This is a genomic window from Algihabitans sp. (genome assembly GCF_965226985.1).
Classification (GTDB): Bacteria; Pseudomonadota; Alphaproteobacteria; order Kiloniellales; family DSM-21159; genus Algihabitans.
The window spans coordinates 1,511,744-1,526,449 of sequence record NZ_OZ245712.1 but is presented as its reverse complement, the minus strand read 5'-3'; the positions used below and the strand labels follow the sequence as shown (position 1 = coordinate 1,526,449).

The window sequence follows — 14,706 nt, the reverse complement described above, 5'->3', positions numbered from 1 at the left end:
ACCTAGAGCTCGCCGAAGATCAAGTGCCTGACTCCCGCCATCAACCGGCCGATCGGTCCCAGACGTTCGACATCGCCGCCTGCGACCAAGGGAAACTCGCGTGTCGGCATGTTCGGAACCTCGACGATCAGAGTCGCGAGCCGGTCGCCGGCCACGACCGGTGCCGGGATCGGTCCGTCGTAGCTGACCGTCATGACGACGTCGTCCCGGGCGTCGCGCCGCAAGGACATGATCGTATCTTCGGTTACCACCAGGGGAACCGTCTCGCTCTGCCCGAGCCAGATGTCGGCCTCCTCGACCACCTCTCCGGTCTCGAACAGGCGCTCCGCGGTGAACTCGCGAAAGCCCCACTCCAGCAGTCGTTCGGATTCCTCAGCGCGCTGCCGGGCGCTGTCCAGGCCCGCGACCACCATCACCAGCCGCCGGTCGCCGCGCAGGGCAGAGGCTGTCAGGCAGTAGCCCGCCTCTTCCGTGTGTCCGGTCTTTAGGCCGTCGGCCCCGATGTTACGGTAGAGCAAGGGATTGCGGTTGGACTGCCGGATCTCGTGCCAGGTGAACTCCGTCTCAGAGTAAAAGCCGTAGTATTCCGGATAGTCCTGCACAAGCACGCTGGCCACGGTGGCGAGATCGCGCACGGACATCCGGTGGGCGGGGTCCGGCCAGCCGGTCGCGTTGGCGAAGTAGGAGTCCCTGAGGCCCAGTTCCTCCGCTTCCCGGTTCATCATGTCGGCGAAGGCGGCCTCGGAGCCCGCGATGCCCTCCGCCAGCACGATCGAGGCATCGTTGCCCGACTGGACGATCACGCCGCGCAGCAGGTCCCGCACGGCCACCCGGTCCCCGACCTCGACGAACATCTTGGAGCCGCCCTTACGCCAGGCCTTCTCGGAGACCAGGAAGGTGTCGTCCAGGCTCAGATCCCCGGCCTTCAGACGTTTGAAGACCATGTAGGCCGTCATGATCTTACTCATCGAGGCCGGCGGGATCTGCAGGTCTGCATTCTTCTCGTAGAGAACGGTGCCGGCCGTCAGATCGATCAGAATGGCCTCCTCCGCCGCGGTCTCGAAGGCCGCGGCCGGCCGGATGAACAGGCCCAGCAAGAGGCAGACGACAAGCAAACGGGGCATCGGCAACATCTCCCTAGAACAGTAGGCCTTGGTGGGCATGCCGTGGCGGCACCCCTCATCGGCCTCCTGCATGGTCTTCGCGGTCCGCGTACGGTCGGCAGGTATCCGTTAGGACTTAAATACGACGCAACTATGTCTCTCCTGGCGCAGGATCGGACCCCGACGCCAAGCGCCGCCGAGACGGCGCGTTCTTCATACCCCTCAGCCTCGTTACAACAGCCTTACCGGCTCCAAGCTTACGGTAAGGCCAGGAATTACGCTGGAGGCAATCCCGCTCTAATCCACCACCACCCGCGATTGCGGGAAACCGTCGACGATCAACGCCGTCAAGACGGCGTCGGCTTCAGCCACGTCGCGCAAGGGTCCCAGGCGGACCCGCCAGAACGGCTGCCCGTTGACATTCGTCTGGCTGATCGAAGGACTTCCGTAGGTCGTCAGCCGCTGGGCCAGATTGAGCGCATTGCTCTGTTCGGAGAAGGCGCCGGCCTGAATGAAGAGGTTCGAAGGCGCGACCGCAACCTGCGTGACTTCGCCACTCGGCTGCGGATAGACCGGAACGGGGCCACCGGGGGCGCCCTGCGCAAGCGGAGCCCTTGCGACCGAACTGTAAGCCGGTGCGGAAGGTGCGGTTGGAGGACTCGGCTGAATCGTCTCGGCCGCGACGCTATCGACGGGGGCCCCCGCCACTTGGTCTACCGGGCCCGGCGCGATCCGCGTGATGCTGTCTCTCTCGGCGATTTGTCCGCCTTGCGCAAGCGCAGCTAGCTGCCGGCTTTCCTCTTCCAGCACCTGAACGCGCACCTTTGCGATCCCTTGGTTGAGGAATCCCAGCAGCTCCGCACCGCGGCGCGACACGTCGATGATCCGGCCGTTCTTGAAGGGGCCGCGGTCGTTGATCCGCAGATCCAGGACCTTGCCGTTCTCCAGGTTGGTGACGCGCACAAGGGTCGGCATGGGCAGCGTCGGATGCGCGGCCGTCAAAGCTTGCTGGTCGTAGATCTCGCCGTTCGCCGTCTGGCGACCGTGAAAGCCCGGTCCGTACCAGGAGGCGATGCCCGTCTCGTCGTAGCTGTAGTCGACCGCCGGCGTGTAGCGCACGCCCCTTATGACGTAGGGGCGTCCGACCTTGTAATAGCCCTGGGTCGGGACACTCGCCCCCGGCCCGTCGGCTCCCCGATCGCTGCTGCTGCAGGCAGCCAAGCCGACGGCCAGCAACCCGACCGCGGCAGCACGCGCAAGATCGCTTAGCATGATGCGACTCGTCCCTTCGTCAGTCCTTTGGGGGAGTCTAGCAACTGCCTTCGCGCCGGGAAAAGATCTATGAGGTCCGGCCTCCCGCAATAGCTTCCCCCGCTGCCCCGGAGGTCGGACGGGTACACGGGCCAAAATGCAGACGATCCTGCTCTAAGAACGCCGGCGCAGTTCCTCCAGCAGCGCCGGCGATGCGAAGGCGTCGCTCGGCAGACCAGCCGATGCCTGGAAGGCGCGGATGGCATTGCGCGTCTGCGGACCAACACGTCCGTCGGCCTCACCGACGTCGAAACCCAGTTGCGCCAGCCGCCGCTGGATCTCTTTCACCTCCTCGACCGCCAGGCGCCGCTGGTCCGCCGGCGCCTGCGCGGTGAACTCCGGCAGCCCGACCAGACGGTCGGCCAGGTGACCGACCGCAACGGCGTATAGGATCGACCGATTCCAAGAGAGAATGTGCCGGTAGTTCTCGTAGACGAGGAACGCAGGTCCCTCCGCCCCGGCCGGCAGGATCAGGCCGCCCTCGATGTCGACGCGCGGCAAGGCCGAACCGTCGGCGCTGCGCACGCCCAGTGCCGTCCAGTCAGCCAGGCTCTTCCGCGTCTCCGGCAAGGTCGCGATGGACACCAGGTCATAGTCAAACCCCTCGGGCAGCAGGACCTCGCGCCCCCAGGTCTCGTCGCCTTTCCAGCCCAGGGTCGAGAGATAGTTGGCGGCCGAGGTGAAGACGTCGGGCAGCGACCCCCAAATATCGCGGCGGCCGTCACCGTCGCCATCCACCGCATGGCCGGTGAAGGTCGAGGGAATGAACTGCAGGTGCCCCATGGCGCCGGCCCAAGACCCCTCCATGCGCCCCGGCTCGATGTCGCCGGCCTGAATGATCCGCAGGGCATCCAGCAACTGCGTTTCGAAGAAGGCCTGTCGGCGTCCGTCCCAGGCCAGGGTGGAGAGCGCGCCGATTACCGGGAAGCTGCCGAAGGTGGCGCCGTAGTTCGTCTCGAGCCCCCAGAAGGCGACCAGAAAGCGCGCCTGAACGCCGTAGGTGCGCTCCACCTGGCTCAATAGGATCTCGTGTTCGCGCAGCAGCGCCTGCCCCTGCGCAATCCGCTCCGGCGTCACGGCGTTGCCCAGGTAGCGCCAGAAGCTGAGCACGAACTCGGGCTGCCGGCGGTCCAACTCGATCACCCGGGGGATCGGCTGCACGCCGGCGAAAGCGCGATCCAGCGTGGCCGCCTCGATCCCCTCGGACTGCGCCCGGATCCGGAACTCCGCCAGCCAGGCATCGAAGGACTGCTCGGCCGCCGCCGCAGGCGCTGTCAGAGGTGGCGAGACCAGGACAGGCAGCGCCAGGACAGACAGAAGAAGAAGCAGTGAAAGGTGGCGCAGGCGGTGCATCTGTCTCGCTCCCTTGGTCGGCAAGCCCCGATTAGACGGAATTCACCCTGTCTGTCACGGACGGCGAGTCGCGACAACGGCCGCGCCGTCCTCCTGCTGTGAAGTCTTAGAACAACTTCGATCGCAAGAGATGGTTTCAAAGAAATAGAGTCACGGCTCGCGGAGTGCGACGCTTAAGACTGTGGCCTCGGAAAGACCTCCTCGGTCCAGCCGGCCAGGTGATAAGCCAGCAGTCCCACGTACTCCCTGGCTGCCAAGGCCATCAGGCCGAAGCCGTCCAGGACATTCGGCCCGAACCAGCCGGAGCGCGCACCGGCCAGGTCCGGCGCGAGCCTACGGTCCACCGGATAGGGCAGCGCCGCCCAGCCCACGGCGCGGAAACAGGCCACGGCGCGGGGCATATGAAAGGCGCTGGTCACCAGCAGCCAGGTCTCGCCCGGCTGGGGCGCCGCGACCTCGAATGCCTGGAGCGCGTTCTCGCGCGTATTGCGGGAGCGGTCCTCGCGGAGGATCCGCTCCGGCGCCACGCCCAAATCCGCCAGCAGCTCTGCCGCCATGTCCGCCTCGCTGACCGCCGCGTCGGCCGGCCAACGCGCGCCGCTGCTGTAGAGGATCTCGGCCTGCGGATAGCGGCGGGCCAGACGCGCCGCGGCGATCAGGCGGTCGCCGGAACCGTTAAAGGCATTGTCGAGACCGAAGGCAGCGGTGGCGACCGAAAGGCCGCCGCCCAAGACAACGATGCCGTCCACCTGCTCCGGCAGCTCCGGGACCGCGAAGCGCGTTTCGAGGGGCTGCAGCAGCCAGCGCTCGATGGGGGTGAAGGCCGGCAGCGCGATCAGCAGGCTCGCCGCCCCGACGGCCAAGAGGCCGAAGCGATGCCAGCCCAACAGCAGAAAAACGAAGCCCGCCAGAATGAAGATCAGCAGCAGCGCCGCCGGATTGGCCAGCATCCAGAAAACCTTGCCGAGTTCGAACAGCATCTGCGGCCGAAGTGCCCCTTAGTCCTCATGTATTACGCAAGATGCGCCGACTTCGCGCTGGCGATCAACAGGAGCCGGGCAACAGGGGCGAGGCAACAGGGACCGGATCGTTTCCGCTGCGGGCAGGCTTTGCGGCCCGGCACCAGCTTTGCTACAGGACTGGGGCAGGACGCTTGCGCGCCGGAGGGGTGGCAGAGTGGTCGAATGCACCGGTCTTGAAAACCGGCAGGGGTGCAAGCCCCTCGTGGGTTCGAATCCCACCCCCTCCGCCATTCGCCGCCGACTGACTGTACGACGCTTTGCTACGCCGATTCGATGACCGCTATGCGGACAAACCTGCCATTCAGCGGGGTACCCAGCAGTTGTAAACTAATTCAAAAATACCTGAAAGCTTAGCAATGCAATCAGCTCGAATTTGGTTCCGCCAATCCTGCCCGCCAATTACGTTGGCAACTGTAGAGACGTTTCTGGAGGAGTTGGGCGCGAAAGTTGCAAAAACGGAATGGACACTGGGTACATTTGTCATACCGCAGCTTCATGTTATGCAGCCAGTCCCGTTCCTAATTCAATTAAATGATGACGAGTACGTGGTTGAGGAAGCTGAGGAATTTGTCGAACTAGCAGGCCTGCCGAGTGAAATAAGGACTAAGTTATCAACTTTGGACGCTCGGCTAGAGGTTGGCGATGTTAGCGAAAATGCTTTTGTCTTGGGTGAAGCAATAAATGTTTTCGAGGGTTGGACGAACTTTGACCCAAGCCACCCCAAAGTTCTCGAACTGCTGAGAAAGCTAGCAATTGAGTTCGATGGCATCTTTGAAGACAATGTGAATGGCATCTGGTGGCCGTCTTAGTGGGAACTTTGGGCTCCAAGCGGTCGTCCGCAGCAGGCGCCGGGACGGCTTACGGAGTCAGCGTGCCGCAGCAGCGAGCTTGCGCGCTGTTTCGCAGAACTGATCATCACAGCACATCGTGCAGTCATGTCATCGTAGTGCGATAGCGAGGGAATAGTTCGTAGTCCCGTCGCGCGTGGCCCGCCATTTGCCGCCGATTGGCAGCCTAACTATTCTGGGGCCGCGCCTAGGCGCGCTGGTAGAGGGCGCCCCTATTCTCTGACAAGCAGCGTCGTTTCAGCCCTGACAGCATCCCTTGTAGACGCATCGACAGTCGCTACAGGCGCTGGAACTGGTTACGCCGCAATGCTCCAGCATCAGCTTCTTGAGGGCCGCGCGCGCTCTGTGGAGCCGAACCGTTGCATTGTTGACGGAGATATTGAGTGTGCGCGCAGCCTGGGTCAGAGACCCCTCGGCGATATCGACAAGATCGAGGATCGCGGCGTAGTTGGCGCTGAGCTGCCGGGCCAGCGCGATACTGCAGCCGCAGACAGGCTCGTCCCTGCTGGCGACCGGCTCCGCTTCGAGGGCCATTGCCTCCAGCAAACGCCGCTCACTTGCAGTCTTGCGACCGAGATCGATCACGATGTTGGCATGCACACGATAGAGCCATCGCAGAACCAGCGCCGGGTCCCGCAAGTCCCTCGCCCTCTCGATCGCGCGCAGTGCCGCGATTTGAAGCACATCGTCTACGTCGTCCGGGCCGACCCGGGACGCCACGTAACGCCTCAGCTCGCTGCGATGCGTGCGCAAAGCAGAGCCGACGCAGGCCTTTGCATCAAACTCTGACATGGCCGGAGGCTAGCTTAGTTCGCCGTGTTTGGACATCCGCAGCTTGGCCCACATGAGCAGGCATCGCAGGTGCAGCTGTCACCGCAACAGCACCGGCCGTCCGCCGGCGTGTTCTGCGCGCAGTCGCAGGACGGAGGGCAGTTATCGCAGGCGCAGGTATTGGTCTCTGTCATAGGTCTCTCCTTAGTTCTCTTCACCTAAGACGGAGATGGATCGGAGAAAATTACACCTGTCGGGCAGATTTCTGGTGTCCACTCCGGCGGCGGGGCATCATCACCCCCGCCGCCCGTCGTGTGACTGGCGGCGTCAAACGTCCGGCGCCTCGGTGCCGTTCCACTCCATGACGATCGGCGGCGCGCGCTCGCCGCGCACCTCGATGGCGTCGAGCGCGGCCGTCAGCGCCATCAGCTCATCGTCGGAGACGGTGAGCTGTGTGGCACCGATGTTATCGCGCAGGTGCGGCAACTGCGTCGTGCCGGGGATCGGAACGACTGACGGGCCCTGCGCCATCAGCCAAGCGAGCGCGACAATGAATACCCACTTACACGGCAAGATCGGGCTTTCACGGCCATCTCTGATGGAGATCGTCGATCACATAGGTATGGCTGTGCCGGCCGCCACCGACGATATGCGGATGGTCGGGCGGAAGGCCATGATGGCTGTGCGCGATCTCGACCGCGTCATGACGCGGCCAGAGCAGCATACCGGCTACCAGCCCCATGGCGCTGAGCACGGCGAGTATCAGCATCGCCGTGACGCTGCCATGGGCGGCTTGCAGCCATCCCGCCAGCGGATAGGTGATCAGGAAGCAGGCGTGCGACAGCGAAAACTGCACCGCAAACAGCGCCGGGCGGTCTTCAGCGTGCCCGGAACGGCGCAGGAGGCGACCCGATGGCGTAGTGGTCGCCGAATACCCAATGCCCACCAGGAACCAAGCGGCCAGCAACCAACTCCACTGAAGCCCGTAGAGCCCACCCGTAGCGCCCATCGCGGCCAGCGCCAGTGTCATGCCTGCCGCTCCGATCAACATAACGCGCCGGTCGTTCCGTTTTGCCAGAAGGCGCGGCAGGCCAAGCGCTGCGACCATCGAGCCCGCGCCGAAGGCCGCGAGCGTCAGCGCCAGCGCTTCGTCAGTAAGGTCAAGGTCCTGACGCACCAAAACCACGGTGTTGACGATGACCATGGCGCCGACGGCTGCAACGGAAAAGGACAGCGCAAGCAGCGCCCTGAGTCTTGGCGTCGCAAGATAGATCCGGGTTCCGCGGGTGACCCGTGCCCAGACATCGTGCCGCGTGTCGGGCTTTGGCCATGGCAGCGTGACCGACAGCACCAGCAGCGCCGAGGCGACAAACCCGATCACCGTGCCGCCGAACAGCAATGGAAAGCTCACTACAGTCAGGAGTGCCGCGGCCAGCATGGGCGATAATAGGCTTTCCAGATCATAAGCGAGCCGCGACAGCGACAAGGCCTTGGTGTAGTCCTCCTCGTCGGGCAACACGTCGGGGATGGTTGCCTGAAAGGCGGGCGTGAATCCGGCCGACGCCGCCTGAAGCAGAAAGATCAGTCCGTAAATCTGCCAGACTTCGGTGACGAAGGGCAGCGCCGCAGCAACAGCAGCACGGATCACGTTGAGCGTCACGAGCAGAGTTCGCCGTGGAACCCGGTCGGCGAAAGCCTGCGCGACAGGCGATAGCGTTACATAAGCGACCATTTTGATCGCCAGCGCCGTGCCCAGCACCCGACCGGCATCGCCGCCGGCTAGGTCCCAGGCAAGCAACCCCAGCGCAACGGTCGCAAGACCCGTACCCACAAGCGCGACGACCTGCGCGGCGAACAAGTTGCGATAGGTACGGTTGGACAGGACACTGAGCATAGCCGCTAAAGCAGTTTGGCGAGCGCCTTCATCTCGACGAGATCGTTCTCGCCGTTGGCGTCAAGGCAATGGTCGATGTGATCGTGAATGAGTGTGCGCTTGGCGGCGGTCACCGCCTTCTCTACAGCCTGAAGCTGCATCGCGATGTCGGTGCATTCCCGGCCTTCCTCGATCATGGTGATGACATGGCGAAGATGGCCGTCGGCACGTTTCAGCCGCCTGACGATGCCGGGATGGGTTGCGTGCCGATGTGGTTCTGTCATACAAGATCAATATCCCCCCTGGGGGGATATGGCAACCGGAAGAGGAGGCAGCATGGGCGAGACGCCGCGCAATTGCAGGACCTGGCAGGCGGCGCGCAGCCTGATCACGCTGACGACTGCCTTTGCGCTGATCGTTGCGCCGCTCATCGTCATCCTGACCCATGGTCCCGCGGCTCATACGTCCGCCCTCTCGATAACGACGGAAGTCGCTGCGCACGACCACAGCGACAACCACAACCACGACGATATTGAACGTGGCGTCCATAACAGTCCGTTTGGCGGACATAGTCCGGCAGACCATGACCACCCGCTTCACGCATTGATCTGCCAGCCGTCGAGTACGCCCACACCGCTTCCAGACAAAAGCAGATGCGCTTTTAGCGACGCCCTGCGAAACCTTATGCCCGAGGGGCCGATGCGGCCGCCGAGATCCGTCTGAACAGAACCACAAATCGCGCCTGACCAACGCATCATCAGACTGTTCAAACAAGGATCATCACATATGACATTTCTACCGGTCGCGTCGCGCGGGCGGGGGCTTAGCGTGCGCCACGCGACCATGCTCCTACTCGCCGTCGCCCTGTCTTTCGCCTGGGTGGAGACGGCCTTCGCACATGCCGTCACGCTCGGCGATAAAGGCTATATCCAGGAAGTGACGGGTGTTCACCTCATCCCGTTCCTCTATCTCGGCGCCAAGCACATGGTGACCGGATACGACCACATTCTGTTTCTCTTCGGCGTGATCTTCTTCCTCTACGGGTTCAAGCAGATCGCGACTTATGTTTCGCTATTCGCTATCGGGCACTCGACCACGATGCTGCTCGGGGTCGCGTTCGATTTCGGCATATCGAGCTACATCATCGACGCCATTATCGGCTTTTCGGTTGTCTACAAGGCGCTCGACAATCTCGGCGCCTTTCGGCTCTGGTTTGGCGTCCAGCCATCGACCAAGGCCGCCACGCTGCTGTTCGGCTTCCTCCACGGCTTCGGGCTAGCGTCTAGGATCATCGATTACGACATCTCGCCGGACGGGCTCTGGCCAAACCTTATTGCCTTCAATGTCGGCGTCGAGATCGGCCAGCTTCTCGCGCTCGCGGCCATCCTCGTCGTGATGCGCTACTGGCGCGCCACCGTTTCCTTTGCGCGGCAAGCCTACGCCGTGAACGTCCTCATGATGACCGCCGGGTTCGCCCTCATGGGCCTTCAGATCACCGGCTATTTTGTCGCCGCGTAATCGGCGGGAGATCCAAATAGATGACCAACCAGACTTTTGAAAACACAGACGCCGCCGGCCATATCCTTGGCGTCAAGGCAACACCTCGCGAGCTCATACGGACCACCCTTGGCGCCGTGGCCGCCGCCTTGTGCGTCCTAGCGCTGTTCTGGCTGCCAGCCGAATATGGCGTCGATCCGACGGGGCTCGGCCGTGTGATGGGGCTGACCCAGATGGGCGAGATCAAGCAGCAGCTCTATGCGGAAACCGCCGACGAGGACGCCGCTCTGGCGGCCCAGGCCGCTGCTGAACGGGTTTCCGCCGATCCGGCTCTTCTCGCACGGCTCGACGCGCTGGAGGCCCAGGTTGCCGCCATCGCCGCGGCGCTTGGCACCGCGCGCGCCCAAACTTCCGTGCCCGAAGCGCTTGCGCCACCTGCCGCACCGGCGGTTGTGGCTCCCGCACCGGAACAGGCGTTGCCGCAATGGCGCGACGAGGTCAGCTACACGCTGGCCCCGACGCAGGGCATCGAAATCAAGCTGGTGATGAGTGAAGGTGCCCGCGCACAATTCGAATGGACGGCCAACGGCGCGGTTCTCAACTTCGACACCCATGGCGACGGTGGCGGACAAAGCGTCACTTACGAAAAGGGACGCGCCGTGCCGGACCAATCAGGAGAGCTTGTCGCGGCTTTCGACGGCAATCACGGCTGGTTCTGGCGCAACCGCACCGATGCACCGGTGACCTTCACCTTGCGAACACGCGGCGAATACGACCGCATGATTTCACCCTAACGTACGGCGCCGCGCAATTATTGTTGTTGTGGCAGTTCCGCCGTTGCCTTGACGTTACCGCATAGCGCGATCGCGTGGGCTGGCGGGTAGCGGAAAGAAACGTCGTGCTTGGCGCTAGTATCGGCTCAAAGCGGCCATTTCTGTAGATGCCGTCTTTCGACGACTATTTCCCGCTCCGATGGTTTGCTGTCTTTCAATTGCAGCTCGAGGCGTCCGTGATCCAACTGAAAGCGTGGCTCACATCCTTTTTCGCTCCGCCGCGCAGACAGTGACCGTGCGCCAGAACAAGGTTCTCAAAATCCCAGTCTAGAATGGCCGTGAGGCTCCGGCGAAACTCAACCTTGTCCCGAATGCTCAGCTTGACATCGCGTGGAACGCCACCGCCGCGGCCCAAAATGCCATTCAGGGCTTTCACACTGCGCCAGAACCAAGAGTCGCTGGCCGCCTCATGTTTCTGAATAAGGTCCGTGACGATGAGCGTCTTTGAGCGTTTGTGCAAAAAGACCACCTCATCAAGAATCGCATGCCCTTCAACTGCACAATGAGTGATCTCGTCACTCCATACTGTTTCCACGCCGTTCGCCAACACCTCATCGATCGCAATTTCAGGGTGACGTCTAGAGAAGGCGGGTGAAGCCCAGACCTTCGCTGACGGATAGCATTCCTTCCAAGGTTTGATGCCAAGACTATGGATCTTATTGGGTGCAACCAGGTGTTCGACCGGGCCCAGTTCGCCGATGGCGCGCACTCGCTCCGGCGTTGGCAAGACCGGCGAATGAACCCATAAACCTCCAGACCTTAGGCGGATGACCGTCATTCTTGTTGTGAAAGGCAGGACTCCAAACATGCGGAGGCTATCGCCGTCTACAGTCCAGATCTCCGGTCCAAACGACTGTTGAATACCCATGTCTTGATGGACCTATGAGACAATCAAGGTTGGTACCAGAGACGAAGCGGTTCAGGGCTATGTCGCGGACGCCGCTGTTCCGTCCAAGACAACGTCAAAGGACTCTCGCGGTGCGGATGTTGCAAAGTACCAGTCCTCCGCACAGTGCCATTGCCGTTCCCAAGGGCTGATTTTACCCTCTCGTGCTAGAAGGCGTCTAAGGCGCTCCCCATCAGATATTTCGAGCAAGACGGTCAGGTCGACAAGGTCACGCAACTCAGGTCTTGCGGAATAGACACCCTCAAGCAAAACAACGTCCAAAGCTTCAATGCATGTCATCTCCGATTTTCTCGAACCATCGAAGGCCATCCAGTCATACGCGAAGAAGCAAGCTGCCTCGGATAGATGGAGCTGCTTGAGCACTCTCCGCAGGGCTTGCCAGTCTATGCAGATTTCCACCAGCTTTTCAGGACTCACGTTTGTAACCGCTTCGCCACCTGCGAAAAAATCGTCTCCGGAAATGACCGAAGCCCTCACCTTCTGACGGATCATTTCGGCAAGCGTCGACTTTCCAGAGCCGCTTTTGCCGTCGATCGAAACCAACAGCGGCCTGCTCATGTCCTGTGCACGAGCCTCAATGTCACATATGAGGCGCTCGACCTGTTGGGCCCAGCATAGAGTCATGCCGAAGTATTGCTGCGAAGGGGTAGCAGATACAATGGGCTGAAAGCGGTCGTAAGCGGTACGGCGTTTGGAGGAGGACCGGCCCCTCCGCGATTCGTTCAATGCCCATCATCGGAGGGTCCGAAGGGTTCGACGTGCCGCAGCATGACTGCCGCGAGGAGGGCGAGGATCGTTACGCTGACGGCACTGAAGATCGCCGCACCGTTGAACCCCGATATGAACGCGTTCTGTGCCTCTTCGATCAGCCCGGTTGGCAGGTCCGCCGCGATGGTGGAGGCCGCCCAGAGGCTGTCGCTCACCGCAAGGCGGGCCTCGTCGCCCAGCGTGTCGGGTATGCGGTCGAGCATTGTGTTGCGATAGATAGCGGTGACGAGACTGCCGAGAACAGCGATGCCGAGCGACACGCCGAGGTCCTGGACCGTTTCGGACATGGCCGAGGCGGACCCGGCCTTCTCGGCTGGCGCCGATCCAACGACCAGACCGGTGCCGAGCGCCGCGATGGTGCCAAGGCCGAGATAGGCCAACGAGAAGCCGGCAACGACCAGGGCGACGCCCGTTGCGGCGTCACCCAACTGGGTCAGCATGAGATAGCCGACGACTGACAGAGCCAGCGCGGCCGATACGACGAAGCCGGGCCGGACATACCGCGCGACAAGCGGCGCGCCGATGCCAGCGGCAACCATGGCAAGCGCCGGCGGCCCCATCCACAAACCTGCGACAAGCGGGGAAAAGCCGGCCACCAATTGCAGATATTGCGTCACCAGCAACATCGTTCCGCCGACAGCAACCAGCCCGAAGAGCAGCACGATCAGCGCGACGGAAAAGGCTCTGTTGCCAAACAGGCTCATATCGAGCAGCGGATCGGAAAGCCGCCTTTGCCGCCAAACGAAGAGCACGGCGAAGAGGACGCCTGCCACAGCAGCGGTAACCGCATCGAAGCTGACCCCGAACTTGGCAATCTGTTTGATGCCGTAGACGACCGGCAGCATGGCAGCCAGTAAGATGACCACGCTGACAAGATCGAGCCGCCCGGCATTCGGCGCGCGGTATTCGGGCAACAGAACAGGAGCGAGCACCAACAAGAGCGCGACGATGGGCACGGCAAGCAGGAAGCCGGCACCCCACCAGAAGTATTCCAACAGCGCCCCGCCCACGATCGGTCCCATCGCCATACCAAGGGCGAACATGGTCGCCCAGACACCGAAGCCGATCGCACGCTGACGCGGATCCGCGAAGAGGTTGCTGATGAGCGCCAAGGTGGACGGCATCAAGGTGGCACCGGCCACGCCGAGGGCGGCCCTCGCCGCAATCAGCATAGGGGCGCTGGTCGAAAACGCCGCGATTACCGACGCGATCGCGAAAGCAACGGCGCCGATCAACAACAGCTTGCGCCGTCCGATCCGGTCGCCGAGCGTGCCCATGGTGATGAGAAAGCCTGCGATCATGAAGCCATAAGCATCCATGATCCAAAGCGCCTGCGTACTGGTGGCTTGCAGATCGGCGGCCAAGGCCGGTAGCGCCAAATGCAACAGGGTCAGGTCGAGGCCGAGCAAGATGGTCGGTAGGGAAAGCAGCGCCAGCCCCAGCCATTGGCGCCCCCCGGCCCTGGCGGCCGATAGCGTCTTACCTTGGACCGACGTAGCCTCTGCATCGTGATGAACTGTCATGTCGCCTCCTTGTCTGAGGCGGAAAATCGAGCTACCATTAGACTGTTACAATGTAAGAAATCATCATATTACCAGAAGTGACAGTCTTGTCTGGCCGAACGCTCGCACGCGATAAACCCGACCTCGCCGAGTTCGTCACGCGCCACAGGAAAGCGCTCACCCCCGCCGATGTCGGCTTGCCGACCACCGGCGGGCGACGCACGCCGGGGCTCCGGCGAGAGGAGGTCGCAGCCCTCGCAGGCGTTGGGCTCACCTGGTACACATGGTTCGAGCAAGGCCGCGACATTCAGGTGTCGGAGAGTTTTCTTCTCAAAATCGCCAAAGCTCTCAAACTGGGCGACGCCGACTGCAGCCATCTTTTCCTGCTGGCGCACAGGCGACCGCCACCGCCGGAGGCCCGTCAATGGCCATCGGTCGATCCGCTGGTTCAGCGATTGCTGGATGATCTAGTCGAACGGCCGGCTTACGTGTCCAATCTTCGCTGGGACACCATCGCCTGGAACACGACGGCCGATCGTCTGTTCAGCTTCTCCGATCGGGAGCAGCACGACCGGAACATCATCCGCATGGTCTTTGCCGATCCGAACCTGCGGCGGCGCCTGCCCCAATGGACAGAGGATGCGCCCCGCCTGGTCGCGCAGTTCCGCTACGATCTGGCCGCCGCGCCCGACGATCCGGACATGCTTTGGCTGGTCGAAGACCTGAAGAAGGTGTCGCCCGACTTCCGCCGCTGGATGGAACAACCCGGCATGGACATCTGCGCCAGAGGCATCAGCGGTTTGCTTGCAGAAGACGGCGACACGCTTCTCAGCTTCGATCACCAGATGCTGACCGTGGATGAGCACCGTCACCTCAAGATGATCGTCTACTTCCCGGCCACAGCATAACCACTATCGG

At 62.5% G+C, this 14,706-nt stretch carries 16 protein-coding genes and 1 tRNA gene; 6 read left to right on the top strand and 11 right to left on the bottom strand.

The annotated features are described in order from the left end of the window. Positions 1 to 2: 2 nt before the first annotated feature. The 4 genes from ACO054_RS06985 to ACO054_RS06970 all read right to left on the bottom strand — a co-directional run bounded on the left by ACO054_RS06985 (position 3) and on the right by ACO054_RS06970 (position 4,747). A complete protein-coding gene (locus ACO054_RS06985; protein WP_421709717.1) occupies positions 3 to 1,124 on the bottom strand; it encodes a D-alanyl-D-alanine carboxypeptidase family protein in 1,122 nt (373 codons plus the stop codon). A gap of 276 nt (positions 1,125 to 1,400) precedes the next feature. Continuing rightward, positions 1,401 to 2,375, bottom strand: a complete 975-nt coding sequence (locus tag ACO054_RS06980) for a septal ring lytic transglycosylase RlpA family protein (protein ID WP_421709716.1) — start codon at positions 2,373 to 2,375, stop codon at positions 1,401 to 1,403. A gap of 153 nt (positions 2,376 to 2,528) precedes the next feature. After that, positions 2,529 to 3,767, bottom strand: a complete 1,239-nt coding sequence (locus ACO054_RS06975; RefSeq protein WP_421709715.1) for a lytic murein transglycosylase — start codon at positions 3,765 to 3,767, stop codon at positions 2,529 to 2,531. Positions 3,768 to 3,940: 173 nt separating this feature from the next. Then, the gene (locus ACO054_RS06970; protein ID WP_421709714.1) at positions 3,941 to 4,747 is read right to left on the bottom strand and encodes a YdcF family protein; all 807 of its coding nucleotides are present in this window, start codon (positions 4,745 to 4,747) and stop codon (positions 3,941 to 3,943) included. Between the two features lie 182 nt (positions 4,748 to 4,929). Here ACO054_RS06970 and ACO054_RS06965 point away from each other — a divergent pair. Together ACO054_RS06965 and ACO054_RS06960 are read left to right on the top strand one after the other, a co-directional pair. Next, positions 4,930 to 5,019, top strand: a tRNA-Ser gene (locus ACO054_RS06965). A 126-nt stretch (positions 5,020 to 5,145) separates the two neighbouring features. Then, on the top strand, positions 5,146 to 5,598 hold the full coding sequence (locus ACO054_RS06960) for a hypothetical protein (RefSeq protein WP_421709713.1): 453 nt from the start codon (positions 5,146 to 5,148) through the stop codon (positions 5,596 to 5,598). 276 nt (positions 5,599 to 5,874) lie between these two features. Here ACO054_RS06960 and ACO054_RS06955 read toward each other — a convergent pair whose 3' ends face one another. From ACO054_RS06955 to ACO054_RS06940, 4 genes are all read right to left on the bottom strand, one after another. Beyond that, on the bottom strand, positions 5,875 to 6,429 hold the full coding sequence (locus ACO054_RS06955) for an RNA polymerase sigma factor (protein ID WP_421709712.1): 555 nt from the start codon (positions 6,427 to 6,429) through the stop codon (positions 5,875 to 5,877). A gap of 306 nt (positions 6,430 to 6,735) precedes the next feature. Continuing rightward, positions 6,736 to 6,981 carry an aldo/keto reductase gene (locus ACO054_RS06950; protein ID WP_421709711.1) on the bottom strand — a complete coding sequence of 82 codons (246 nt, stop codon included), beginning with the start codon at positions 6,979 to 6,981 and terminating at the stop codon, positions 6,736 to 6,738. A 10-nt stretch (positions 6,982 to 6,991) separates the two neighbouring features. Continuing rightward, positions 6,992 to 8,302: an MFS transporter gene (locus ACO054_RS06945; RefSeq protein ID WP_421709710.1), complete on the bottom strand. Its 1,311-nt coding sequence runs from the start codon at positions 8,300 to 8,302 to the stop codon at positions 6,992 to 6,994. Between the two features lie 5 nt (positions 8,303 to 8,307). Beyond that, a complete protein-coding gene (locus tag ACO054_RS06940) occupies positions 8,308 to 8,565 on the bottom strand; it encodes a metal-sensing transcriptional repressor (RefSeq protein ID WP_421709709.1) in 258 nt (85 codons plus the stop codon). Between the two features lie 52 nt (positions 8,566 to 8,617). Between ACO054_RS06940 and ACO054_RS06935 the strand changes: the two genes are divergently transcribed. The 3 genes from ACO054_RS06935 to ACO054_RS06925 all read left to right on the top strand — a co-directional run bounded on the left by ACO054_RS06935 (position 8,618) and on the right by ACO054_RS06925 (position 10,572). Next, on the top strand, positions 8,618 to 9,004 hold the full coding sequence (locus tag ACO054_RS06935; protein WP_421709708.1) for a hypothetical protein: 387 nt from the start codon (positions 8,618 to 8,620) through the stop codon (positions 9,002 to 9,004). Between the two features lie 120 nt (positions 9,005 to 9,124). After that, on the top strand, positions 9,125 to 9,799 hold the full coding sequence (locus ACO054_RS06930; RefSeq protein ID WP_421710342.1) for a HupE/UreJ family protein: 675 nt from the start codon (positions 9,125 to 9,127) through the stop codon (positions 9,797 to 9,799). Between the two features lie 20 nt (positions 9,800 to 9,819). Beyond that, on the top strand, positions 9,820 to 10,572 hold the full coding sequence (locus ACO054_RS06925) for a transmembrane anchor protein (protein WP_421709707.1): 753 nt from the start codon (positions 9,820 to 9,822) through the stop codon (positions 10,570 to 10,572). Between the two features lie 193 nt (positions 10,573 to 10,765). Here ACO054_RS06925 and ACO054_RS06920 read toward each other — a convergent pair whose 3' ends face one another. The 3 genes from ACO054_RS06920 to ACO054_RS06910 all read right to left on the bottom strand — a co-directional run bounded on the left by ACO054_RS06920 (position 10,766) and on the right by ACO054_RS06910 (position 13,695). Then, positions 10,766 to 11,479 carry a DUF4336 domain-containing protein gene (locus ACO054_RS06920; RefSeq protein ID WP_421709706.1) on the bottom strand — a complete coding sequence of 238 codons (714 nt, stop codon included), beginning with the start codon at positions 11,477 to 11,479 and terminating at the stop codon, positions 10,766 to 10,768. 57 nt (positions 11,480 to 11,536) lie between these two features. Continuing rightward, positions 11,537 to 12,076: a uridine kinase family protein gene (locus ACO054_RS06915; RefSeq protein ID WP_421709705.1), complete on the bottom strand. Its 540-nt coding sequence runs from the start codon at positions 12,074 to 12,076 to the stop codon at positions 11,537 to 11,539. A 164-nt stretch (positions 12,077 to 12,240) separates the two neighbouring features. After that, entirely contained in the window at positions 12,241 to 13,695 is a 1,455-nt protein-coding gene (locus ACO054_RS06910; protein ID WP_421710341.1) for an MFS transporter, read from the bottom strand. A 200-nt stretch (positions 13,696 to 13,895) separates the two neighbouring features. On the opposite strand from ACO054_RS06910, the gene ACO054_RS06905 reads away from it, so the two are divergent. Beyond that, entirely contained in the window at positions 13,896 to 14,696 is an 801-nt protein-coding gene (locus ACO054_RS06905) for a helix-turn-helix transcriptional regulator (RefSeq protein WP_421709704.1), read from the top strand. The last annotated feature ends 10 nt before the right edge of the window (positions 14,697 to 14,706 follow it).

Bases quoted from the DNA above. Each gene is read 5' to 3' on its own strand.
- ACO054_RS06985 (WP_421709717.1), bottom strand. From the start codon at position 1,124: ATGCCCCGTTTGCTTGTCGTCTGCCTCTTGCTGGGCCTGTTCATCCGG.
- ACO054_RS06980 (WP_421709716.1), bottom strand. From the start codon at position 2,375: ATGCTAAGCGATCTTGCGCGTGCTGCCGCGGTCGGGTTGCTGGCCGTC.
- ACO054_RS06975 (WP_421709715.1), bottom strand. From the start codon at position 3,767: ATGCACCGCCTGCGCCACCTTTCACTGCTTCTTCTTCTGTCTGTCCTG.
- ACO054_RS06970 (WP_421709714.1), bottom strand. From the start codon at position 4,747: ATGCTGTTCGAACTCGGCAAGGTTTTCTGGATGCTGGCCAATCCGGCG.
- ACO054_RS06960 (WP_421709713.1), top strand. From the start codon at position 5,146: ATGCAATCAGCTCGAATTTGGTTCCGCCAATCCTGCCCGCCAATTACG.
- ACO054_RS06955 (WP_421709712.1), bottom strand. From the start codon at position 6,429: ATGTCAGAGTTTGATGCAAAGGCCTGCGTCGGCTCTGCTTTGCGCACG.
- ACO054_RS06945 (WP_421709710.1), bottom strand. From the start codon at position 8,302: ATGCTCAGTGTCCTGTCCAACCGTACCTATCGCAACTTGTTCGCCGCG.
- ACO054_RS06940 (WP_421709709.1), bottom strand. From the start codon at position 8,565: ATGACAGAACCACATCGGCACGCAACCCATCCCGGCATCGTCAGGCGG.
- ACO054_RS06935 (WP_421709708.1), top strand. From the start codon at position 8,618: ATGGGCGAGACGCCGCGCAATTGCAGGACCTGGCAGGCGGCGCGCAGC.
- ACO054_RS06930 (WP_421710342.1), top strand. From the start codon at position 9,125: ATGCTCCTACTCGCCGTCGCCCTGTCTTTCGCCTGGGTGGAGACGGCC.
- ACO054_RS06925 (WP_421709707.1), top strand. From the start codon at position 9,820: ATGACCAACCAGACTTTTGAAAACACAGACGCCGCCGGCCATATCCTT.
- ACO054_RS06920 (WP_421709706.1), bottom strand. From the start codon at position 11,479: ATGGGTATTCAACAGTCGTTTGGACCGGAGATCTGGACTGTAGACGGC.
- ACO054_RS06915 (WP_421709705.1), bottom strand. From the start codon at position 12,076: ATGAGCAGGCCGCTGTTGGTTTCGATCGACGGCAAAAGCGGCTCTGGA.